The following is a 20,765-nucleotide window of genomic DNA, read 5'->3' as shown; positions in this document are numbered from 1 at the left end:
ATGCAACAAGCCTGCTTGACATTTCTACTTATATTGTTTACAGCAATCTGCAGTGCCCAAAAACTCAGCGATAAATTTGAATATAAGGTAACTTACAAACTCACTTATAAGTTAGACTCTACCAATCTGGATGAATCGAAATCGGAGTATATGATCCTGTTTGCCGGAGACGAGCTTTCCAAATTTTCCAGTCGGGCGGTGACCCTTTCAAAAACTTACGAAATTAGTGGGAATAGTGGTAGTACATCTCCCCAGGTGGTAAGTGAATTTCATTATCAAATTATAAAAGAGCCAGAAACTGGGAAGATTTTTTATACCCTCAAAATTCCAAAAATGAACGATCGTTTCTATTATTCAGAAAAATTAGATCAATTTGAATGGGAAATCTTGCCCGTAACTAAGTCGATCAAAGATTATAAAGTTCAGAAAGCTAAAACTTCATTTAAAGGGCGAGATTATATTGCGTGGTTTACTCCAGAGATACCGATTTCAGAAGGCCCTTATAAATTTAACGGCTTACCCGGACTTATTTTGGAAATTGCTGATACAGAAAAACACTGGAACTTTGAGTTTTTCGGTTTAGAGGAATTATCACCAAAGATTTCCTATAAAACGAACCTTAAAATGTATGCTGAAACCGAAAGAAATGAATTACAGGACCTATGGAAACAATATAAAAGCGATCCTATGACTTACGCTGGTCAGGCAGCAGACATGAATTCCGAGGTGCATAAAGAATACAAGCGCATTTTTACCGAAATAGAAGAAAGCAAGAATAATCGACTCGAACTGAAATAATTTAAACTATGAAACAAGCCTACTTGATATTTCTACTTATTTTGTTTACATCAATTTGTAGTGCTCAAAAACTCAGCGATAAATTTGAGTACAAAGTAATTTACAAACTCACTTATAAATTGGATTCTACCAACCTGGATGAATCCAAATCTGAATATATGCTCTTATTTACAGGAGATGATCTTTCAAAGTTTTCCAGTCGGGCAAAAACCCTGGCTAATCCTATTGTTAGAAAAGGAAATACTGCTCATACTTCCCGGGAAGCAGTTACAGATTTTCAATATGTTATTTTAAAGCATAGGCTTGAAAATAAGCTGTTTTTCACGAGAACTATTTCACGTGATCAATTTTACTACACCCAGGAAATGAATCAATTTGAATGGGAGATTCTACCGGAGAAAAAGAAAATTAAAGATTTTGAGGTTCAGAAAGCTAAAACTTCTTTTGCCGGAAGGGATTATATAGCCTGGTTTACTTCAGAAATTCCAATTTCAGACGGGCCTTATAAGTTTAGTGGTTTGCCGGGTTTAATTTTGGAGCTGGAAGATACCCAGCAGCATTATGTATTTGAATTTTTCGGTCTGGAAAAACTCAGTCCAAAACTTAAATACAAGATCAATCTCAACCAATACGCTGAAACCAATAAAACTGAATTATATAAAGTTTGGAAACGATATATGGAGGATCCATGGGGATATGCTCCAATCCCCGATAATATAACCATCTCTGCAGAAACCAAGAAAAAATATGCCGAAGCGTTTAAAGAAAGTTTTGCGAAAAGGAATAACCAAATAGAACTACAAAAATGAGAAGTCTTATAATCGCTATGCTTTTCCTTAGTTTAGGAAATTTGCAGGCACAGGATCAATATTCCTATAAAGCTACCTACCAACTCGAATTCCAGGAGGATTCAACAGATGAAAACTCCCTAAAATATGAAACGGGTGTACTTTATTTAAGTGAGGAGCAATCACGATATTCCAGCCTGGGTAAAGCAATTAAAGATTCTTTAGAAAATATGACAAATCCTGTAGTCATGAGAATGGATGAGTATAATCAAATGACCGATTTTAAATATACCATCTATAAAGATTATCAGGAGAACGAACTTATTTTAGCCGAAAAGGTTTTTCAATATGAATTAAAATATAAACAGGATCTAAAACAGATTGAATGGGAAATTCAGCCATAGAATAAAGAAATTTTAGGCTTTAGCGTTCAGAAAGCCACAGGTAATTTTGCAGGTAGAAATTATATCGCGTGGTTTGCGCCAGAATTACCATTCTCTGATGGGCCTTATAAATTTAGTGGTTTGCCGGGACTCATTTTAGAGATTTCAGACCTAAAAAATCATTATCATTTTAGTTTAACGGCATTTCAGGAATTAGCAAATCCGGTAGATAAACTATTGAATCTAGACAATTACAAAACTGTTTCTCAGCAAGAACTTGATCAGGTTCGGGACGATTATAATCGCGATCCTATTGGCACCATGCAAAAGGCAGGCATAAAATTCGGATGGAGCGAAGAAGATGAAACTAAAACAAGAAAAGAACTAAGCGAAAAATATAAAAGACGAAATAATCCAATCGAGCTTTAGCCATAATAAATCATCATCAATCAAAAAAAATAATCAATTGGATCATTTTAGACAGATTTTCCTATTCCTCATATCGATATTTATCATTTCTGTAGGTTATTCTCAAAAAGAAATCTCGGGACAGGTTCTAGACGATCAAGATGAGAAACTGAGTGGGGCAACGGTGATGGTGAGTAAAGATTCTGTTTCTCCAATACTAGCTTATGGTATTTCAGATGCGAATGGAAAATTCAAAATAGCTGTCAAAAATGAGAGTGATTCCCTATTTTTAAAAGTTTCATATATAGGTTTTGGTACGTTTAAAAAAACGATTCAGAATAAATCACAGACACTTGAAGTTAAGCTTTCACCTTCTTCAGAATCTTTAAAAGAGGTGCTCGTAAAATCTGAAATTTTGCAGCAACGTGGCGATACGCTTAGTTTTTCAGTAGCAGCCTTTAAAGGAAAAAATGACCGTGTGATCGCTGATGTTCTAAAAAAAATACCGGGTATCGATATTCGGCCAAACGGACAGATTTTTTATAGAGATGAGCCTATTCAGAAATATTATATCGAAGGTTTAGATTTGTTGGAAGGGCGTTATAATCTGGCGAATGATAACCTGTCTGCCGAGGCGGTTTCTAAAGTAGAGATCCTGGAAAATCACCAGCCGGTAAAAGTTTTGGATAGTTTGGAATTTTCAGAGCGCGCTTCCATAAATATCAAGCTTAAAAAAGATATTACGTATAGCGGAACGGCCACCGCCGGGATTGGTGCAGCGCCTCTGCTTTGGCAAGCAAATGTAACGCCCATGATTTTTACTAAAAAACAACAGGCGATCTTTACTTATCAAAGTAATAATACCGGTAGTGATGTTTCCCGGGAGATTCGTGATTTTTCGATTAATTTTTTGGGCGATCAGTTTACGATCGATAAAACCGATTGGCTTTCGATTCAGAACATTTCAGAGCCGCCTTTTTCTCAGGAACGCTGGTTGGATAATAATGTGCATTTGGGTTCTGCAAATATTTTACAGCGTATAAAAGAGAATATAGATCTAAAACTGAATATCTCTTATCTAAATGATTACCAGCAACAGGATGGGAGTACACAAACCCGCTATTTTACACCTACAGATACGATTGATGTGATCGAGAATACAAACAACCATCTTTATGTGAGTACACTTCAGGGGAAACTAACCCTGGAAAATAATGCAGATAAAAATTACCTGAAAAATCAATTGGAATTTAACGGATTTTGGAATGCTGCACGAGGTGTTATAGATCGTCCTGATACAAAAATAAAGCAGCAGCTGGATAATCCTTTCTTCGGAATTAAAAACGATCTGCGTTTGCTTAGGACCGTGGGTAAACAATTAATCACTTTTAATTCGAATACTGGTTTTACAGAAAATAATCAGGATCTTATGGTGCAGCCGGGACATTTTGAAGCTATTTTTAATGATGGCGATCCATATGGGGAAATTCAGCAATTGGTATCAACCAGAAAAATTTATACCGATAATTCTGCTGGATTCACAAAAGCACTGGGGAAATTCACTATCACTCCAAAATTTGGATTTTCATTTCAGCATCAGCAGCTAGATAGCGATGTTTTTCTTAATGAAGATGACGAAGTTTTGGATGTGAATTTTAAAAACCGAACCGAATTTCTACAATCTTCGGTGTATTTTAAAAACGCTTTCAGGTTTGAAAGTAAGGATGAAACCTGGAATTTGCGTTTAAGTACACCACTTGAATTTAAAAGCTTTAACCTTGAAGATGATAATTTTGAGGATAGCAGAAATCTGGATCGTTTGATTTTTGAACCTAATTTTTATGTAAGAAAGAAAATTTCAGCTTTTTGGGAAGCAAATGCTTCAGCAAGATTTAGTTATAATTTTGGTGAAATTCAGCAATTATATTACGGATTTTTACTGAAAGGCTACCGGAATTTAAATCGCTATAATGCACCAATTTCCGAAGAACAAAAACAAAATTATAGCGGAGGCGTACGTTATCGAAATCCGTTAAAGCAATTATTTTTAAATGCGTCTTACTCGTATGCGTATTCTGAAAATAACCTATTGTACAGTTCTAATATTGGTGAAAATGGAACAACAATTTTAGAAGCTGTGGCTCGCAATAATAGTTTTGATAATCATAGTTTCAAAGCCGGCGGAAGCAAATACTTTAGGGAACTAAAAACAACACTTAAACTAAATGCTTCATATAATTTATCAAAGCGGCAACAGCTTTTAAATAATACGCTGGCCGAGGTAAATACGCAAAATTTGAATCTACGAGGAAGTTTGGAAACCGATATTTGGAGTTGGCTAATTGCGAATTATTCAGGTAATTTCTCAACTTATACTTCGGGTTTTGAAGGGAACAATTTTCAAAAAATAGAAACCCATCAGCATATTATGGAGCTTTATTTTTATCCTAAGGATAATCAATATTTGAGTTTGAGTGGAGAATATTATGGGAATTCACTTTCTAAAAATGGGGATAATTATTTTGTAAACCTGGGCTATCAGTTTACTTTTAAAAAGCCCAAAATGGACTTGAATTTAAGCTGGCGAAATATTTTGAATACAGATACTTTTATAAATGCATATAACAGTCAATATTATTATGTGCAGAGCAGTTATCAGTTGCGGCCTTCGCAGGTTTTAGCAACGCTAAAATTCAGTCTTTAACTAAGCATCCTTCTGGATATATTTCAAAATCTAAGCCTGAGCGAATTATAAGTTTTGTATTTCTTTAGTAGTTTATGGTTTAGTTTTTAATTACCACAAAATAACTGTTATACTTTAAATGCTACTTGAAAGGAGTAGTATAATAAAATTGTATGCCATTTGACGCAACCATTTAGAGAAAGTGCATCTAATAAATAGAACCAATAATATTAATTTTTTATAAATACTGAATTATGAAAAAAATCATTACGCTTATTTTAATTGGTCTCTTATTTTCCAGTTGTTCGAATAACGACGATGAAGGAGATGACTGTATTTTAGATATGGCGGTAGCTTCTTTGCATCTCAGGATAGTTGATACCGCAGGCACTAATCTATTTGAAAATGGGACTATTGATCCAGATAATATCAGGGTAGAAGCTGATTATTCAGAAGAACTTATTACTTTTCAATTTATTCCAGGAAATGAATTTGCAAACCCTGATGCTGAAATTAGAGTGCTGGATAACTCGCTTATGTTTACGGTGCCACATAGATCAACATACGAATACACTATTTATTTAGATGATATAGAAGAAACAATTAATGTTCAATTTGAAACAGAACAATCAAGAACAATATGTGGTACAGATTATTATACACCTGTTGTCGCTAGCTATAAGAAAGAAACTTTAGAAATAAGTGAAGTATCATCAGAGCTTAATTTTTTGGTTATTTTAGAGATATAATTAACTCTAAATAATCATTCTTAACGGGTGTATATTAAGTAAGACAAGTAGAATTAGTTAGTTATAGATATGAAAAATTTTATTTTTTAGTAATCTTGGTTTGACTTTAAATTCGTGTTATTTATTCCGAAAAAATTAATTGAAATAGAAGGAGAATAATTCTTAAGCTATCTATCGCTCTCCTCACAGGTTTCAAAAACCTGTGAGGTTTGGAATTTCTGTTTTAGATTTAAGTAAATTTCAACTTATGAAGATGTTAGAAATTAAAACGGCCCTGCAAATCGCAAAATCGAAAGCTGAAGTTTATGAAGCGATTATAGATTCTGAGCAAATGAAAAATTATTTTATTGCCGAAAGCTCCGGAATGATGGAAGAGGGGAAATCTATAAGCTGGAAATTTCCGGAATTTGAAGAATATGCGCCGGTAAATGTTCTAAAACTAGTTCCTGGTGAATTCATTTCTTTTGAATGGGAAGGAGCGAAAGATAAAATCTTACTGGTTGAAATTAGCCTTACCGAAGTTTCTAAAACCAGTACGCTAGTAAGGATACAAGAAGGCAAGATGAAAGCAGATGAGATGGGCATCCAATGGTTTGGTGGAAATACCGAAGGTTGGGCAAATTTCCTTGCCTGTTTAAAGGCTTATTTGGAATTTGGGATCAATCTTAGGAAAGGTGGCTTTGATTTTATGAAGAAAAGCTAATATAATGTAATGACTTATATAAGAGAAGCCTGCGTAGAAAGCATAGAACAAGCTTTGGTTGCTGAAGAAAATGGAGCTGATCGCATCGAGCTCTGTGCAGATTTAGATGCAGAAGGTTTAACACCTTCCAGAGAATTGATCCTTTCGGCTAAATCCCATTTAAATATTCCGATCCGCGTTATGATTAGACCCCGGGCTGGTGATTTCGTGTATAATAATGCTGAAATTAAGCAGATGGCTAGTGATATAGCCTTTTGTAAAGAAGCCGGTGTAAATGGCGTGGTATTAGGAATTTTAAAAGAAGATAAAACAATAAATATTGATGCCGTTGAAAAACTTGCGGAAATAGGAAAACCTATGAAATTTGTCTTTCATAAAGCCATTGATGAAACTCCGGCTATTTTAGAATCTGTGAAATCTTTAAGAGACTTAGGTGTTGTAAATGGAATTCTTACTTCAGGAGGTGAAAATACCGCCTCTGAAGGTATTCAGAAGCTTAAAAATATAATAGCTCTGGCCGGTGATATGGAAGTGATTTGTGCTGGAAAAATCACCACAACAAATCTAGAAGAATTACACAGGGAAATCAATGCTAAGGCGTACCACGGCAAAAGAATTGTTTCGGGATTAGAATAATTATTTTTCTACAAGAAATTAATAAATCCGGCTTTTTAAGTTTCTGGAAAAAGAAAAACCCGTTTCAATAAAGAAACGGGTTTTTAATATTTGTTATGGCCGGGCCATTACATCATTCCGGGCATTCCGCCGCCCATTCCGCCTGGCATACCTCCGCCACCTTTGTCGTCTTCTGGAAGATCAACAAGGGCACATTCGGTAGTTAAGATCATTCCGGCAACAGAAGCAGCGTTTTCAAGCGCAACTCTTGTTACCTTCTTAGGATCTATAATTCCGGCTTTCATCATATCTACAAATGTGTCGGTTTTCGCATCGTAACCAAATTCTTTCTTGCCTTCAAGAACTTTATTGATTACTACAGAAGCTTCACCACCAGCATTTTCTACGATAGTTCTAAGTGGAGATTCAATAGCTCTAACCACTATCTGAATTCCTGTAGCCTCATCGTCATTTTCAGCTTTTAATTTAGCAAGAACGGCTTGAGCTCTTACAAGAGCAACACCACCACCGGCAACAATTCCTTCTTCTACAGCCGCACGGGTTGCATGAAGGGCATCATCTACACGGTCTTTCTTCTCTTTCATTTCAACTTCTGAAGCTGCACCTACATAAAGTACGGCAACACCGCCAGCTAACTTAGCCAAACGCTCCTGAAGTTTTTCTTTATCATAATCTGAAGTAGTGGTTTCGATCTGAGCTTTGATCTGGTTTACACGTTCTTCGATCTGCTTGTTATCACCAGCACCATTTACGATAGTAGTATTATCTTTATCGATAGCTACTTTTTCAGCGGTACCTAACATATCGATAGTGGCGTTTTCTAATGAGAATCCTCTTTCTTCAGAAATAACAGTACCACCGGTTAGGATAGCGATATCTTCTAACATTGCTTTTCTACGATCTCCAAATCCTGGAGCTTTAACAGCAGCGATTTTAAGAGAACCACGTAGTTTGTTTACCACTAATGTAGCAAGGGCTTCGCCGTCTACATCTTCAGCAATAATTAAAAGTGGCTTTCCAGATTGTGCTACCGGCTCAAGAACAGGAAGCAAATCTTTCATAGAAGAGATCTTTTTGTCGAACAATAAAATGTACGGATCTTCAAGATCTGCAGTCATTTTCTCTGAATTCGTTACGAAATATGGAGAAAGATAACCACGGTCAAATTGCATACCTTCAACGACTTCAACGTGAGTCTCGGTACCTTTAGCTTCTTCTACGGTAATTACACCTTCTTTTCCAACTTTACCGAAAGCCTTGGCGATAAGATCACCAATGTGCTCATCGTTATTGGCCGAAATAGAAGCAACCTGCTTTATTTTTTCTGAAGAATCACCAACTTCTTTAGTTTGTTTCTCTAAATCTTTAGTGATTGCAGTTACAGCTTTATCTATACCTCTTTTAAGGTCCATTGGGCTTGCGCCAGCTGCAACGTTTTTAAGGCCTTCTTTTACGATTGCCTGGGCAAGTACAGTGGCGGTAGTAGTACCGTCTCCCGCAAGATCGTTGGTTTTAGAAGCAACTTCCTTAACCATTTGAGCACCCATATTTTCTAGTGGGTCTTCAAGTTCGATCTCTTTTGCTACAGTAACACCATCTTTAGTTACGGTTGGTGCACCAAAAGATTTGCTTATTACTACATTACGTCCTTTAGGACCTAAAGTTACTTTTACGGCATTTGCCAATGCATCTACACCGCGCTTAATTCCGTCACGGGCTTGAATGTCAAACTTTATATCTTTTGCCATTGTTAGTTAATTTTGTCATTTCCGCGAATGCGGAAATTGTATTATTAATATTTTATTTTGAAAATTTCCCCGGGAACGGGGAAAAGAAGTCTTATACTATTGCAAGAATATCGTCTTCTCTCATCATTAGATAGTCTGTGCCCTCAAGTTTTAGTTCTGTACCGGAGTATTTTCCGTAAAGTACAGTATCACCAACTTTCACAGTCATATCGTGGTCTTTATTTCCTTTACCTACAGCTACAACTTTTCCTCGTTGTGGTTTTTCTTTAGCTGTTTCGGGAATGTAAATTCCAGATGCCGTTTTGGTTTCGGCAGCTTCAGGTTCAATAAGAACTCTGTCTGAGAGCGGTTTAATGTTTAGTCCCATTTTTTATAAATTTATTTAGGTTAATTAATCTTTAAATAAGCGGTTAGACTTATTTCTAAAATTATGCCACCCCGTTTTTACTGCCAATTACCAACAAAAAATGCCAGCTTGTCATAAGCTGGCATTTGTATATTTTATAAAGAATGAAGCGTTTATTGAGCGCTGTCAGATTCTGATGTTTGTCCTAGCATTTGTGCTGGTGGAGTAGCGGTGTTCTCAGGCATTGCTTCTTCGTCAAAAACCCTTGATTCGCCGTAACCAGCATCATCCATAATTGTTACATTAGAAAGTAAAATAAGGACTAATAAAAGCGTTGCTAAGGTCCAGGTACTTTTATCTAAAAAGTCTCCGGTCTTCTTAACTCCACCTACTTGTTGTCCGCTACCACCAAAAGAGGAAGATAAACCACCGCCTTTAGGATTCTGTACCATAATTACTACTACCAGTAAAAAGGCTACAATAACTATTAATGCTAAAAAAATCGTGAATGTGCTCATTCTTGCTTTGTATTATTTTCTTGTAATTTTTCGATTGCCCGAATTTGGTCAGCAAAGAAACCACTTTTTTCGGGATTTTTCAAAATTAATATTTTATATGCCTGAATAGCTTTTTTATAATTTTTTTGTTCCAAATAAACACGGGCTAAAGTCTCTGTCATTAACGACTCCGGCGGGGTTGTGCTTACTTCTGCCAGGTTGGATTTATTGCTGGGTTTACCGGGTTTTATTTTAGGGCTTTTGGATATAAACTTATCAATAAGTTCAAACTTTTTATGCTGAAGCTCATCTTTTTGAGATTCTTTCTCTTCCTGATTTTCTCTTTTTATAGGTTGGGCCGATGTAAGTCTTAACCATTCTGAAAAAGAATGTGATTCTGAAGCATCAAATTCTAAAGGTTCTCCTAACTTCAAATCGTCTTTTTCTGTACCAGGTTCTTTTTGAACTTCGGCTTCCTTTTGTTTTTCTGAAAACAGCTCAGGATCCATCACCTGTTCCGATTCCGATTGCTGCATTTTAATGGCTTCGTCTATAGCCATACTTCGTTTGGCAAAAACCTCTTCGGGTTCAAAAACGGTAATATTTCGCAATTGCTCTTCCTGATCCTGGATTTGTCTTGCAATCTTGTTCTGATTAAACTCTTCAGAAGTTATAAAATCGAAGAGTACGCTTCTATTTGTGGTATAGGCAGCGGTTTTCTTGAGTGCGCTGTTGTAACTGAATTCCTGGTGCTCCTTTAAACCTTTAAGCCTAACTGCTCGAGCCGCTTGAAAATACGGAGCCTCCTGAATTATCTTTTCTAATGCAGTGGTTTGGCTGGCGGTAATTCCGGCCGGTTGTTTTAGCAATTTTATGAATTCGGTTGCTTCCATAATTACCAATCGGTTAAAGCGGCATTAAAAATATCTTGAGTAAGACGATCGTAAATTTCATTTACCGCGGTTTCCAGGGTGCCTCCAACCAGCTGTGCGTTGGCAGGATAATCGTAATAAAAAGAAAATCGTCTTTCAAAATCTTTTTCCGGTTCCAGGGTATTGTAATACCTAACATTTACCGCAATAGTGAGTCGGTTTTGTGCAGCGGTATTCTCGGAGGTTGCGGTAATTGGAGCTACGTAAAAGTCGATGATCTCTCCTTCAAAAATTAGATCGGCGTTATTGTTTGCCAGGCTTAAACTGGTTTGATTTTGAATAAGATCCTGTAATTGCAGGGTGAAAGTTCTATCTATCCCAGGTTCAACCAAATCGGCCTGGTTTTGAAAGAAATTTACCTGAAATGATTCAGCCTCTCCGGTATCGGCACCGGTAAAAGAATAAATCCCGCAAGATTGTGTGCATAACATAAGTACAAGGGATAAAAGAAAAGCAGATTTTTTCATAAAGTAGGGGACTAAAATTACAGGTTGTATTGTTTTATTTTTCTATAAAGTGTGCGTTCACTTATGCCTAATTCTTCGGCAGCAGCTTTGCGTTTTCCACTATGCCTTTCTAAAGATTTCTTGATAAGCTCTAATTCTTTATCCTGTAAAGAAAGGGTTTCCTCTTCTTCGATCTCTTCAGCAAAATAATATTTATCTTTTTCCCTGTTAAGTTCAGATTTCGGACTGTTTTGTGGAATTTGAAGCACCTCCAGGTTTTCGTTGCTAAGTGCATCCAATTCTTCAGCGTCTACGTCTTCGCCATCTTCATTGTCACCATAAATTTTTTGAATAAGACTTTCATTCTCATCCTGAACCTTCTGCGTGTTCCCGCTTTCCATTAACTTTAGGGTGAGTTTCTTTAGATCGGTAAGATCGCTTTTCATATCAAAAAGCACCTTATAGAGAATTTCACGCTCATTACTAAAATCGCTTTCTTTCTTTTTATCGGCGATTACAGCGGGTAAATTACTACCAATATCGGGTAAATACTCTTTTAAACGTTCCGGGCCTATGATGCGTTCCTGCTCTAAGACCGAAATTTGTTCGGCAATATTTCTTAACTGCCGAATATTCCCGCCCCAACGGTATTTTTGTAATAAACTAACCGCATCGTCCTGAAGCTTAATGGTGGGCATTTTATATTTCAGCGCGAAATCTGATGCAAATTTTCTAAATAATAAATGAATATCGTCTTTACGATCGCGCAAAGGTGGAAGGTTGATTTCTACCGTGCTTAATCTATAATAAAGATCTTCGCGGAAGCGCTCCTTTTTAATAGATTCCTGCATATTAATGTTGGTAGCTGCGATAATGCGAACATCAGATTTTTGCACTTTAGAAGAACCTACTTTTATAAATTCCCCGTTTTCCAAAACACGCAGTAATCTAACCTGTGTGGGAAGCGGTAATTCTCCAACTTCATCTAAAAAAATAGTCCCGCCATCGGCAACTTCAAAATAACCGCTACGGGTTTGGGTAGCGCCGGTAAAGGCGCCCTTCTCGTGACCAAAAAGTTCAGAATCTATAGTTCCTTCGGGAATTGCACCACAGTTAACTGCGATGTATTTTCCGTGTTTTCTATGAGAAAGTGAGTGGATTATTTTTGGAATACTTTCTTTACCAACCCCACTTTCCCCGGTTACCAATACCGAAATATCTGTAGGCGCAACCTGGATTGCTTTTTCTATAGCGCGGTTAAGGCGTTGATCGTCGCCAATTATTCCAAACCGCTGTTTTACTGCCTGAATTGATTCCATATATAAATGCTGTTATTTCCGTGAGGCTAAATTTATACTTGTCTGGAAATAACTGATATTTTTAGTTATTTTCACTATAGCCAACCGCTTCGCCTATTAGGGTAGCACTGGTACAATCGTTTATTTTTACGTTTACAAAATCCCCAACTTTATAATTTTCCTTAGGAAAAACAGCTACCGTATTTTGTGTAGTACGGCCGCTCCAGTGTTCGCTTGATTTTTTTGATTCTCGTTCTATTAAGACCTCTACGGTATCGCCAAGGAATCGTTGTGTTCTAAAGTGGTTATGTTCCCGTTGCAGTTTTACTATTTCAGCCAACCTACGTTGTTTTGTTTCTGCAGGAACATCATCTTCCAGTTTACGTGCAGCCATGGTGCCGGGCCTTTCAGAATATGCATACATATAGCCAAAGTCATACTTCACATATTCCATTAATGATAAAGTATCCTTGTGATCTTCTTCGGTTTCAGTTGGAAAACCAACTATCAAATCCTGGGAGATAGAGCATTCGGGCATTAATTCTCTTATATAGTCTATAAGTTTAAAATATTCTTCCCGGGTATGCAGCCTGTTCATCTCTTTTAAGATCCTGTCGCTCCCGCTTTGAACTGGTAAATGAATATGCTTGCAGATATTGGGATAAGCGGCCACAACTTCAATTACCTCTAAAGTCATGTCCTGAGGGTTTGAAGTAGAGAACCTAATTCTCATTTTAGGTTGTGCTTCAGCAACAAGTTTTAAAAGTGAGGAGAAATCGGTAGCCGTAGCCTTTTGGATTTCAGAGGCATTTTTAAAATCTTTTTTGAGTCCGCCGCCATACCATAAATAACTATCTACGTTTTGGCCTAAAAGTGTAATTTCCTTAAATCCTTTTTCCCAAAGTTCGTTTACTTCTTCTACAATACTTTGTGGATCGCGACTTCTTTCTCTTCCTCGAGTAAAAGGCACCACGCAAAAGGTGCACATATTATCGCAACCACGGGTTATAGAAACAAAGGCTGAAACTCCATTGGTTTGTAGGCGCACGGGAGAAACATCACCATAGGTTTCTTCTTTAGAAAGAAGCACATTTATAGCATCCCGACCTGCTTCAACTTCGTTTATAAGATTAGGTAGATCTTTATAGGCATCTGGCCCAACTACAAGATCTACTATTTTTTCTTCTTCCAGAAATTTCTCTTTTAAACGCTCGGCCATGCAACCTAAAACGCCCACCTTCATTCCCGGGTTTATTTTTTTTACTGCATTGTATTTTTCAAGTCTTTTACGAACGGTTTGTTCGGCTTTTTCTCTAATAGAACAGGTGTTTACTAAAACAAGATCTGCTTCTTCAAGTTTTTGCGTGGTATTAAAACCTTCTTTAGCAAGGATTGAAGCAACAATTTCACTGTCGCTAAAATTCATCGCACACCCGTAACTTTCAATAAAAAGTTTACGGTTGTTTTCCTGCTTAGGTTCCATTACCAGAGTGTTTCCCTGTTTTTTCTCGTCTATTGTCTTCTCCATAATTCAAAGTTTCCTTTTCAGGATTAAGAAATGCAAAGATAAGGGTAAAACGAACTTCTGACAAAGTGACAGCAATTTTTTTAATTTTCTTACGCAACCTTTTCGTCTTTGCTGCATCTATATAGAAACCAACCCGATTATTATGAGATTTTTCTACTGTATTATTACGCTGCTGCTTCTGGCTTTAATGGCTCTATTTACTTCTTGCGAAAAAGATGATGCTGGAGGAGAATTTTATAATGTGGCGGTTCCTATTGTAAAGCCTATTGAAGAATTTAGGGCCATGGTGAAGATATCTGAACCAAGAGCCATTACAGAAGCAGGGAAGATCTACACCTATGGAGACTATGTTTTTATAAATGATGATCAGAAAGGAGTTCATATTATAGACAATACCGATCATAGAAATCCTGTGAAAATTAAATTTCTTGAAATTCCGCTGAATACAGATATCGCGGTAAAAGATAATATGCTGTTCGCAAATTCGGCTATGGATCTCGTGGTTTTCGATCTTAGCGATATGAATAATATTAAGGAGGAAGGGAGAATGAAAAACGTTTTTCCAAATCATAACAGCCGTATTCCTGCAAATGCAACTTTTGTAGATAGCGATAATTTTAATAGTGAAACCGATGTTGTGATGGGTTATCTGATGGAAACCCGAAAGATTGAAATGGCCAATGAAGCAGTTTGGGGAGATGCATTCTTTAGTAATTCAGACGCAAACTCGGCTGGTGGCTCGGGAACCGGAGGTTCTTTGGCACGTTTTAATATTAACGAGGATTATTTATATATAGTAGATGAAAATCAATTATCGGTTTTCAATATTGCCGGCTTAAGAAATCCGGAGTTGATAAAAAGCGAATGGGTGGGAAGAGATATAGAAACCATTTTTTATAAAGAGAACCATTTGTACCTTGGAAGTTCTACCGGAATGTATATCTATAGTTTAGAAGATCCGGCTGCACCACAATTTAAATCTATGTTTAGCCATATTTTAGGTTGTGATCCCGTGGTGGTGAAAGATGATATCGCTTATGTAACCATTCGTGGTGGAAATGCTTGCGGGCAGGAGTGGAGCCAACTTGATGTAATAGATGTAGCCGATAAGTCTAATCCACAATTAATGAAATCTTATGATATGGAAAATCCATACGGATTGGGCGTGAAAGACGATTGGTTGTTTGTTTGCGACGGTACCGCCGGTTTAAAAATATATGATACAAAAAATACCCCCAACCTGGAACTAACAGATCACTTTCAGGACATTAACACCTATGACGTCATACCTTTAGAGGAAGTGCTCTTAATGGTTGGGGATAATACACTTTTCCAATATACTTATAAGGGTAATGAGATCAATTTACTAAGTTCTTTTAGCCTCAATTGATTTTATTTTGTTTGGTTTTTTAAGGATGCCCCGCAAGATCGCGGGGCTTTTTTATAAATTCCAGATAAAATAATTTTTATTCGGGAAGGCTTGAATGCGGCTGTTTTACAAGGTATTTGTAGTTGTTTTGTAAAATCTTGTAGGCTGTTAAAAAAAAATTGATATACTTTTGCAGCTAGAAAAATAGAGTTATGGCAAAGAATTTAGTGATTGTAGAGTCCCCTGCCAAGGCAAAAACCATCGAGAAATTTTTAGGAAAAGATTATAAGGTAGCGTCCAGTTTTGGACATATAGCCGATTTGCCTACAAAAGAATTAGGTGTAGATACCGATGGCGATTTTAAACCAAAATATATAGTTTCTAAAGACAAAAAAGATGTAGTTAGAAAACTAAAAGGTTTCGCCAAAGATGCAGAAATGGTTTGGTTGGCAAGTGATGAAGACCGGGAGGGAGAAGCTATTGCCTGGCACCTTGCAGAGGAGCTAAATCTTAAAGATGAAAAAACAAAAAGAATTGTTTTTCACGAGATCACTAAATCGGCTATTCTTAAAGCAATTGATAATCCAAGAGGAATTAATTATAACCTGGTAAATGCCCAACAAGCGCGTAGGGTTTTAGACAGGTTGGTGGGATACGAGCTTTCACCGGTTTTATGGCGAAAAGTAAAAGGAGGTCTTTCTGCCGGAAGAGTACAATCTGTTTCAGTGAGACTTATTGTAGAAAGAGAACGAGAAATTCAAAATTTTACTGCGGAAGCTTCCTTTAGAATAGACGCTGAATTTGCTACAGAAGATGGTAAATCTTTTAAAGCTAAAATTCCAAAGAACTTCGATTCACGAAAAGAGGCTGAAGCATTTCTTCAACAAAACCTGGGGGCAGATTTTAAAGTAGCAGAACTTACTACCAAGCCTGCAAAAAAATCGCCGGCACCACCGTTTACCACTTCAACTTTACAACAGGAAGCTGCGAGGAAGTTGTATTTTTCAGTAAGTAAGACCATGACGATGGCGCAGCGTTTATACGAAGCCGGTCATATTACTTATATGAGAACAGATTCTGTTAACCTTTCAGAAGATGCAAGAAAAGGTGCTAAAGAAGAAATTTTAAAAGCTTACGGAGATAAATACGCTAAATCAAGGCAGTTCAAAGGAAAGACTAAAGGTGCACAAGAAGCTCACGAGGCGATTAGGCCAACTAATTTTGCCAATCATTCGGTAAGAGCAGATCGTGACGAACAACGCTTATATGAGTTGATCTGGAAGCGGGCTATCGCTTCGCAAATGAGTGAAGCGCAATTAGAGCGTACCAATGTGAAAATTGAAGCTTCTAAACACGATAAGCAGTTTACTGCAAATGGGGAGGTTTTGAAGTTTGATGGTTTCTTAAAAGTTTATTTAGAAGGTACAGACGACGATGAAGATGCAGAAGAGCAAAACGGTATGTTACCGGCTTTAAAGGAAAATCAGCCGCTTAGCAACAAATATATTACCGCAACCGAACGATTTACCAGGCCGCCTTATAGATATACAGAAGCTTCTTTAGTGAAGAAACTGGAAGAATTGGGAATTGGTCGTCCATCTACCTATGCGCCTACAATTTCTACTATTCAGAACAGGAATTATATCGAAAAAGGGTCGGTAGATGGTACAGAGCGTGAATATTTGCAATTTGTATTGAAGGGCTCTGATATTAAAGAGAATAAATTAACTGAAACCGTTGGAAGTGATAAAGGGAAATTAGTGCCAACTGCCGTAGGTATGGTGGTGAACGATTTTCTTGTAAATCATTTTTCAAACATTCTTGATTATAATTTTACCGCTAGGGTTGAACAAAGTTTTGATGATATCGCGGAAGGAAATGAAGAGTGGACGCATATGATGAAAGAATTCTACGAAGACTTTCATCCGCAGGTTGTAGATGTTGCCAAAAATGCCGACCGGGAAGTTGGGGAAAGAATTTTAGGTGAAGATCCGGAAACTGGTAAACCTGTAAGTGTTCGTTTAGGGAAATTTGGACCTATGGTTCAAATTGGTTCTGTAGAGGACGATGAGAAACCAAAATTCGCCAGCCTTGGTCCAGACCAAACTTTAGATTCGGTTACTTATGAAGAAGCGATGGATCTTTTCCAGCTTCCGAAGGAATTAGGAGAGTATAAGGATGAAAAAGTTGAGGTGAATAATGGCCGTTTTGGTCCTTATGTGAAATTTGGTAAAAAATATGTTTCTCTTGAAAAAGGAGAAGATCCATTAAACGTAGATTTTGAACGTGCAATGGAGTTGATAAAGGAAAAGGAAAAGGCAGATGCGCCAATTCATCATTACGAAGATATGCCGGTACAGAAGGGTGTAGGTCGTTTTGGTCCTTTCCTAAAATGGAATGGTATTTTCATCAACGTAAATAAGAAATACGATTTTGATAATCTTTCTATTGAAGATATTGAAACCCTAATTGAGGATAAAAAGCGTAAAGAGCGTGAGAAATTAATCCACAATTGGGAAGAAGAAGGAATTAGAGTTGAAAAAGCACGTTGGGGTAGATTTAATATCATAAAAGGCAAGACTAAAATTGAATTGCCAAAAACCACAGATGCCGAGAATTTAACTTTACAGGCGGTGCAGGAGATTTTAGAGGAAAAGTCTAAAAAGAAGAAAAAAACCACCAAAAAGAAAGCTCCGGCTAAAAAGAAAACTGCAGCTAAGAAGGCGACTGCGAAAAAGAAAACCACTACCAAAAAGAAGAAATAATATATGGATTTAGATTTTCTGAGTCCCCTTTCTGAAGATTTGCTAAGAGAAATTGCCGGTTTTGGTGAACATTCCCTTGGAAATTCAGTTAAGAAACATACTATTGCTCAAGGTTTGCCAGACCTGGAAGGTGTACAAATGGCCATTGTTGGTATTAAAGAAAACCGACTTGGTGAAGAAATAGACTTTCTTGATTTTGTTGATGTGAGAAAGGCTTTTTATAGTTTATTTCCCGGAAACTGGCACGTTAATATTGCCGATCTCGGGGATATTGAAAAAGGAGAAACCGTAGAAGATACTTATTTTGCGGTGCAAACCCTGGTGGCGCAATTAGTGAAAAAAGATGTGATTCCCGTGCTTTTGGGCGGAAGTCAGGATTTGGTTTACGCACAATACCGTGCTTACGACACTTTAGACCAAATGGTAAATCTTGTAAATATAGATAGCCGTTTTGATTTGGGAGATGCTGAAAGCCCAATTAGTAACAGGTCTTACATTAGTAAAATAGTGGTGAATCAACCCTATAATTTGTTTAATTATTCGAATATTGGTTATCAAACTTATTTTAACTCGCAAGACGAAATAGAGCTGATGGAACGTCTCTTTTTCGATGCATATCGTTTAGGTGAGGTGAGTAATAATTTCAAATTGGTAGAGCCGGTAATGCGTGATGCAAATATGGTAGCTATAGATTTATCTGCGGTTAGTGCGCCCTCTTCCGGCTCAAGAGATATTGCTTCGCCTAACGGATTTGACGGTAAAGAAATTTGCGCTCTTGCTCGCTACGCCGGGATTAGTGACAAAGTGAGCTCTTTCGGGATTTACGAATATGATAACCTTAAATTCGGGAATTTAGGAGCTATGTTAATGGCACAAATGATGTGGTATTTTGCAGAAGGTATAAATTACCGTACTAATGAAAATATTATTTCGGCAAAAAAAGAGTTTATAAAGTATCAGGTGCCCATAGACGATGAGATTTTAGTGTTCTACAAAAGTCCCGTAAGTGGTAGGTGGTGGATAGAAATTCCGTTTCTTGCGCACGTAGATACTAAATTGAAAAGAAGTACGTTATTACCTTGCAGCGAAGAAGATTATTTAGAGGCCTGCAATCAGGTAATTCCTGAAAGATGGTACAAAGCAAAAAGAAAAAACGAAGTTTAAAATAAATTCATGCATTAATTTGATTTACTGTATTTTTACCCAAATTATTGTTTTTTAAAAAATAATTAGATAGGTTTACTGCCGTAAATTGAGATGTCTTAACCTAAGAAATACTATGAAGAAATTTATTTCGCTAATAGCTGTTCTAGCCTTGCTTTCAAGCTGTGGGCGTGGAGATCGTGGACAGCTGGTTGGTGCGAAAGGGGAGAAGTGGAATCCGGAGAAACCTTTAGGGATGACATTAATTCCCGGAGGTGCTTTTATTATGGGTAAGTCTGACGATGATATCGCAGGCCAACGTAATGCGCCCCCAAAAACGGTGACCGTGCGTTCTTTTTATATGGACGAAACCGAAATTACCAATGCCGAATATCGCCAGTTTGTTAATTATGTGAAAGATTCTATTGTTAGAACTGAATTGGCTATTATGGCCGAAAATATGGGTGAAACAGAGGGTTCTGACGGAATTGGTGAGTACGCATTTTTAGACACCGATGAAGCCGATATGACACCGTATGAAGAATACATGCTGAATACTTATGGCCAGGGTGGAGCTTCAGATACTTACGAAAATCGTCGCCTAAACAAAGACATCGATATTATTTGGGATACCGAAGATTATCCAGATGTATATTACGCCGAAGTAATGGATATGATGTATATCCCGATGGAAGAGGTGTATAACGGGCAACGTACCATTGATGTTGAAAAATTAAAATTCACTTATACCTGGATGGATGTTCAGGGTGCTGCTAAAGAGCAGGGCAATAGAAGTAATTTTATAAAGAGAGAAGAAATTCCGGTTTATCCAGATACAACTGTTTGGATTAGGGATTTTAATTATTCCTATAACGAGCCTATGCACAACGATTATTTTTGGCATAGTGCTTTTGATGATTATCCGGTAGTAGGTGTTACCTGGAGGCAGGCAAGAGCTTTTGCGCAATGGAGAACCTTATATCATAATTACTACCGAAGAGAAAAAGGAGATCACAATGTGCCTTCTTACCGTTTGCCAACCGAGGGGGAATGGGAATATGCTGCCCGTGGTGGTTTAGAAGGAGCTACATACCCTTGGGGTGGTCCTTATGCTAAAAATGATCGTGGATGCTTTATGGCTAACTTTAAACCTTTAAGAGGTGATTATGCGGCAGATCAGGCTTTATACACGGTAGAAGCAAAATCTTACGATCCTAACGATTATGGCTTATACAATATGGCCGGAAATGTTGGGGAGTGGGTGAATTCTTCTTACGATCCAGCATCTTACGAATATATGTCTTCAATGAACCCAACCGTAAATAATCCTGACGATATGCGAAAAGTAGTTCGTGGAGGTTCCTGGAAGGATGTTGCTTATTTCCTTCAGGTGAGCTCAAGAGATTACGAATATGCAGATTCAGCTAGAAGCTACATTGGCTTTAGAACAGTTCAGGATTACCTCGGAACAGATGTTACCCTAAATCAACCTAACAGATAATTAACAACCTATTTAACCAGTAGAAAATCTAAATCTATTTTATT

Annotated in this window: 17 protein-coding genes and 1 pseudogene; 11 read left to right on the top strand and 7 right to left on the bottom strand. The window is 37.3% G+C overall.

Annotated elements, in window-relative coordinates:
• The 7 genes and pseudogenes from APB85_RS03325 (at position 1) to APB85_RS03295 (ending at position 7,148) form a co-directional block, all read left to right on the top strand.
• A complete protein-coding gene (locus APB85_RS03325; protein ID WP_057482957.1) occupies positions 1-798 on the top strand; it encodes a GLPGLI family protein in 798 nt (265 codons plus the stop codon).
• Positions 799-806: 8 nt separating this feature from the next.
• Complete coding sequence (locus APB85_RS03320; RefSeq protein WP_057482958.1) at positions 807-1,607, top strand: GLPGLI family protein; 801 nt, start codon at positions 807-809, stop codon at positions 1,605-1,607.
• Positions 1,604-2,398: pseudogene (locus tag APB85_RS03315) on the top strand (GLPGLI family protein). The gene APB85_RS03320 and the pseudogene APB85_RS03315 overlap by 4 nt, the downstream one beginning before the upstream one ends.
• A 37-nt stretch (positions 2,399-2,435) precedes the next feature.
• Positions 2,436-5,081, top strand: a complete 2,646-nt coding sequence (locus APB85_RS03310) for a carboxypeptidase-like regulatory domain-containing protein (protein ID WP_063870606.1) — start codon at positions 2,436-2,438, stop codon at positions 5,079-5,081.
• Positions 5,082-5,314: 233 nt separating this feature from the next.
• Positions 5,315-5,809 carry a hypothetical protein gene (locus APB85_RS03305; RefSeq protein ID WP_057482959.1) on the top strand — a complete coding sequence of 165 codons (495 nt, stop codon included), beginning with the start codon at positions 5,315-5,317 and terminating at the stop codon, positions 5,807-5,809.
• 247 nt (positions 5,810-6,056) lie between these two features.
• Entirely contained in the window at positions 6,057-6,512 is a 456-nt protein-coding gene (locus APB85_RS03300) for an SRPBCC domain-containing protein (RefSeq protein ID WP_057482960.1), read from the top strand.
• Positions 6,513-6,521: 9 nt separating this feature from the next.
• A complete protein-coding gene (locus tag APB85_RS03295; protein WP_057482961.1) occupies positions 6,522-7,148 on the top strand; it encodes a copper homeostasis protein CutC in 627 nt (208 codons plus the stop codon).
• Positions 7,149-7,255: 107 nt separating this feature from the next.
• On the opposite strand, the gene groL is transcribed toward APB85_RS03295, so the two are convergent.
• The 7 genes from groL to miaB all read right to left on the bottom strand — a co-directional run bounded on the left by groL (position 7,256) and on the right by miaB (position 13,943).
• Positions 7,256-8,896, bottom strand: a complete 1,641-nt coding sequence (gene groL, locus APB85_RS03290) for a chaperonin GroEL (protein WP_057482962.1) — start codon at positions 8,894-8,896, stop codon at positions 7,256-7,258.
• Between the two features lie 91 nt (positions 8,897-8,987).
• Positions 8,988-9,263 carry a co-chaperone GroES gene (locus APB85_RS03285; protein WP_057482963.1) on the bottom strand — a complete coding sequence of 92 codons (276 nt, stop codon included), beginning with the start codon at positions 9,261-9,263 and terminating at the stop codon, positions 8,988-8,990.
• Positions 9,264-9,415: 152 nt separating this feature from the next.
• The gene (secG, locus tag APB85_RS03280; RefSeq protein ID WP_103294411.1) at positions 9,416-9,760 is read right to left on the bottom strand and encodes a preprotein translocase subunit SecG; all 345 of its coding nucleotides are present in this window, start codon (positions 9,758-9,760) and stop codon (positions 9,416-9,418) included.
• On the bottom strand, positions 9,757-10,632 hold the full coding sequence (locus APB85_RS03275) for a hypothetical protein (protein WP_057482965.1): 876 nt from the start codon (positions 10,630-10,632) through the stop codon (positions 9,757-9,759). The genes secG and APB85_RS03275 overlap by 4 nt, the downstream gene beginning before the upstream one ends.
• Positions 10,633-10,634: 2 nt before the next feature.
• On the bottom strand, positions 10,635-11,138 hold the full coding sequence (locus APB85_RS03270) for an LptE family protein (RefSeq protein ID WP_057482966.1): 504 nt from the start codon (positions 11,136-11,138) through the stop codon (positions 10,635-10,637).
• A 17-nt stretch (positions 11,139-11,155) separates the two neighbouring features.
• Positions 11,156-12,436, bottom strand: coding sequence for a sigma-54 interaction domain-containing protein (locus APB85_RS03265; protein ID WP_057482967.1), 1,281 nt, complete (start codon positions 12,434-12,436; stop codon positions 11,156-11,158).
• 61 nt (positions 12,437-12,497) lie between these two features.
• Positions 12,498-13,943, bottom strand: coding sequence for a tRNA (N6-isopentenyl adenosine(37)-C2)-methylthiotransferase MiaB (gene miaB / locus APB85_RS03260; RefSeq protein WP_057482968.1), 1,446 nt, complete (start codon positions 13,941-13,943; stop codon positions 12,498-12,500).
• Positions 13,944-14,085: 142 nt separating this feature from the next.
• Between miaB and APB85_RS03255 the strand changes: the two genes are divergently transcribed.
• The 4 genes from APB85_RS03255 to porK all read left to right on the top strand — a co-directional run bounded on the left by APB85_RS03255 (position 14,086) and on the right by porK (position 20,721).
• Positions 14,086-15,333: an LVIVD repeat-containing protein gene (locus tag APB85_RS03255; protein WP_057482969.1), complete on the top strand. Its 1,248-nt coding sequence runs from the start codon at positions 14,086-14,088 to the stop codon at positions 15,331-15,333.
• Positions 15,334-15,524: 191 nt separating this feature from the next.
• Positions 15,525-18,077: a type I DNA topoisomerase gene (gene topA / locus APB85_RS03250; RefSeq protein WP_057482970.1), complete on the top strand. Its 2,553-nt coding sequence runs from the start codon at positions 15,525-15,527 to the stop codon at positions 18,075-18,077.
• Positions 18,078-18,080: 3 nt separating this feature from the next.
• Complete coding sequence (locus APB85_RS03245) at positions 18,081-19,241, top strand: formimidoylglutamase (RefSeq protein ID WP_057482971.1); 1,161 nt, start codon at positions 18,081-18,083, stop codon at positions 19,239-19,241.
• Between the two features lie 115 nt (positions 19,242-19,356).
• Positions 19,357-20,721, top strand: coding sequence for a T9SS ring complex lipoprotein PorK/GldK (gene porK, locus APB85_RS03240; protein ID WP_057482972.1), 1,365 nt, complete (start codon positions 19,357-19,359; stop codon positions 20,719-20,721).
• Positions 20,722-20,765 lie beyond the last annotated feature (44 nt).

Origin of the sequence: Salegentibacter mishustinae, assembly GCF_002900095.1 — a bacterium.
GTDB lineage: Bacteria > Bacteroidota > Bacteroidia > Flavobacteriales > Flavobacteriaceae > Salegentibacter > Salegentibacter mishustinae.
The sequence above is the reverse complement of the archived record's forward strand: the minus strand, read 5'-3'. Positions and strand labels throughout refer to the sequence as shown.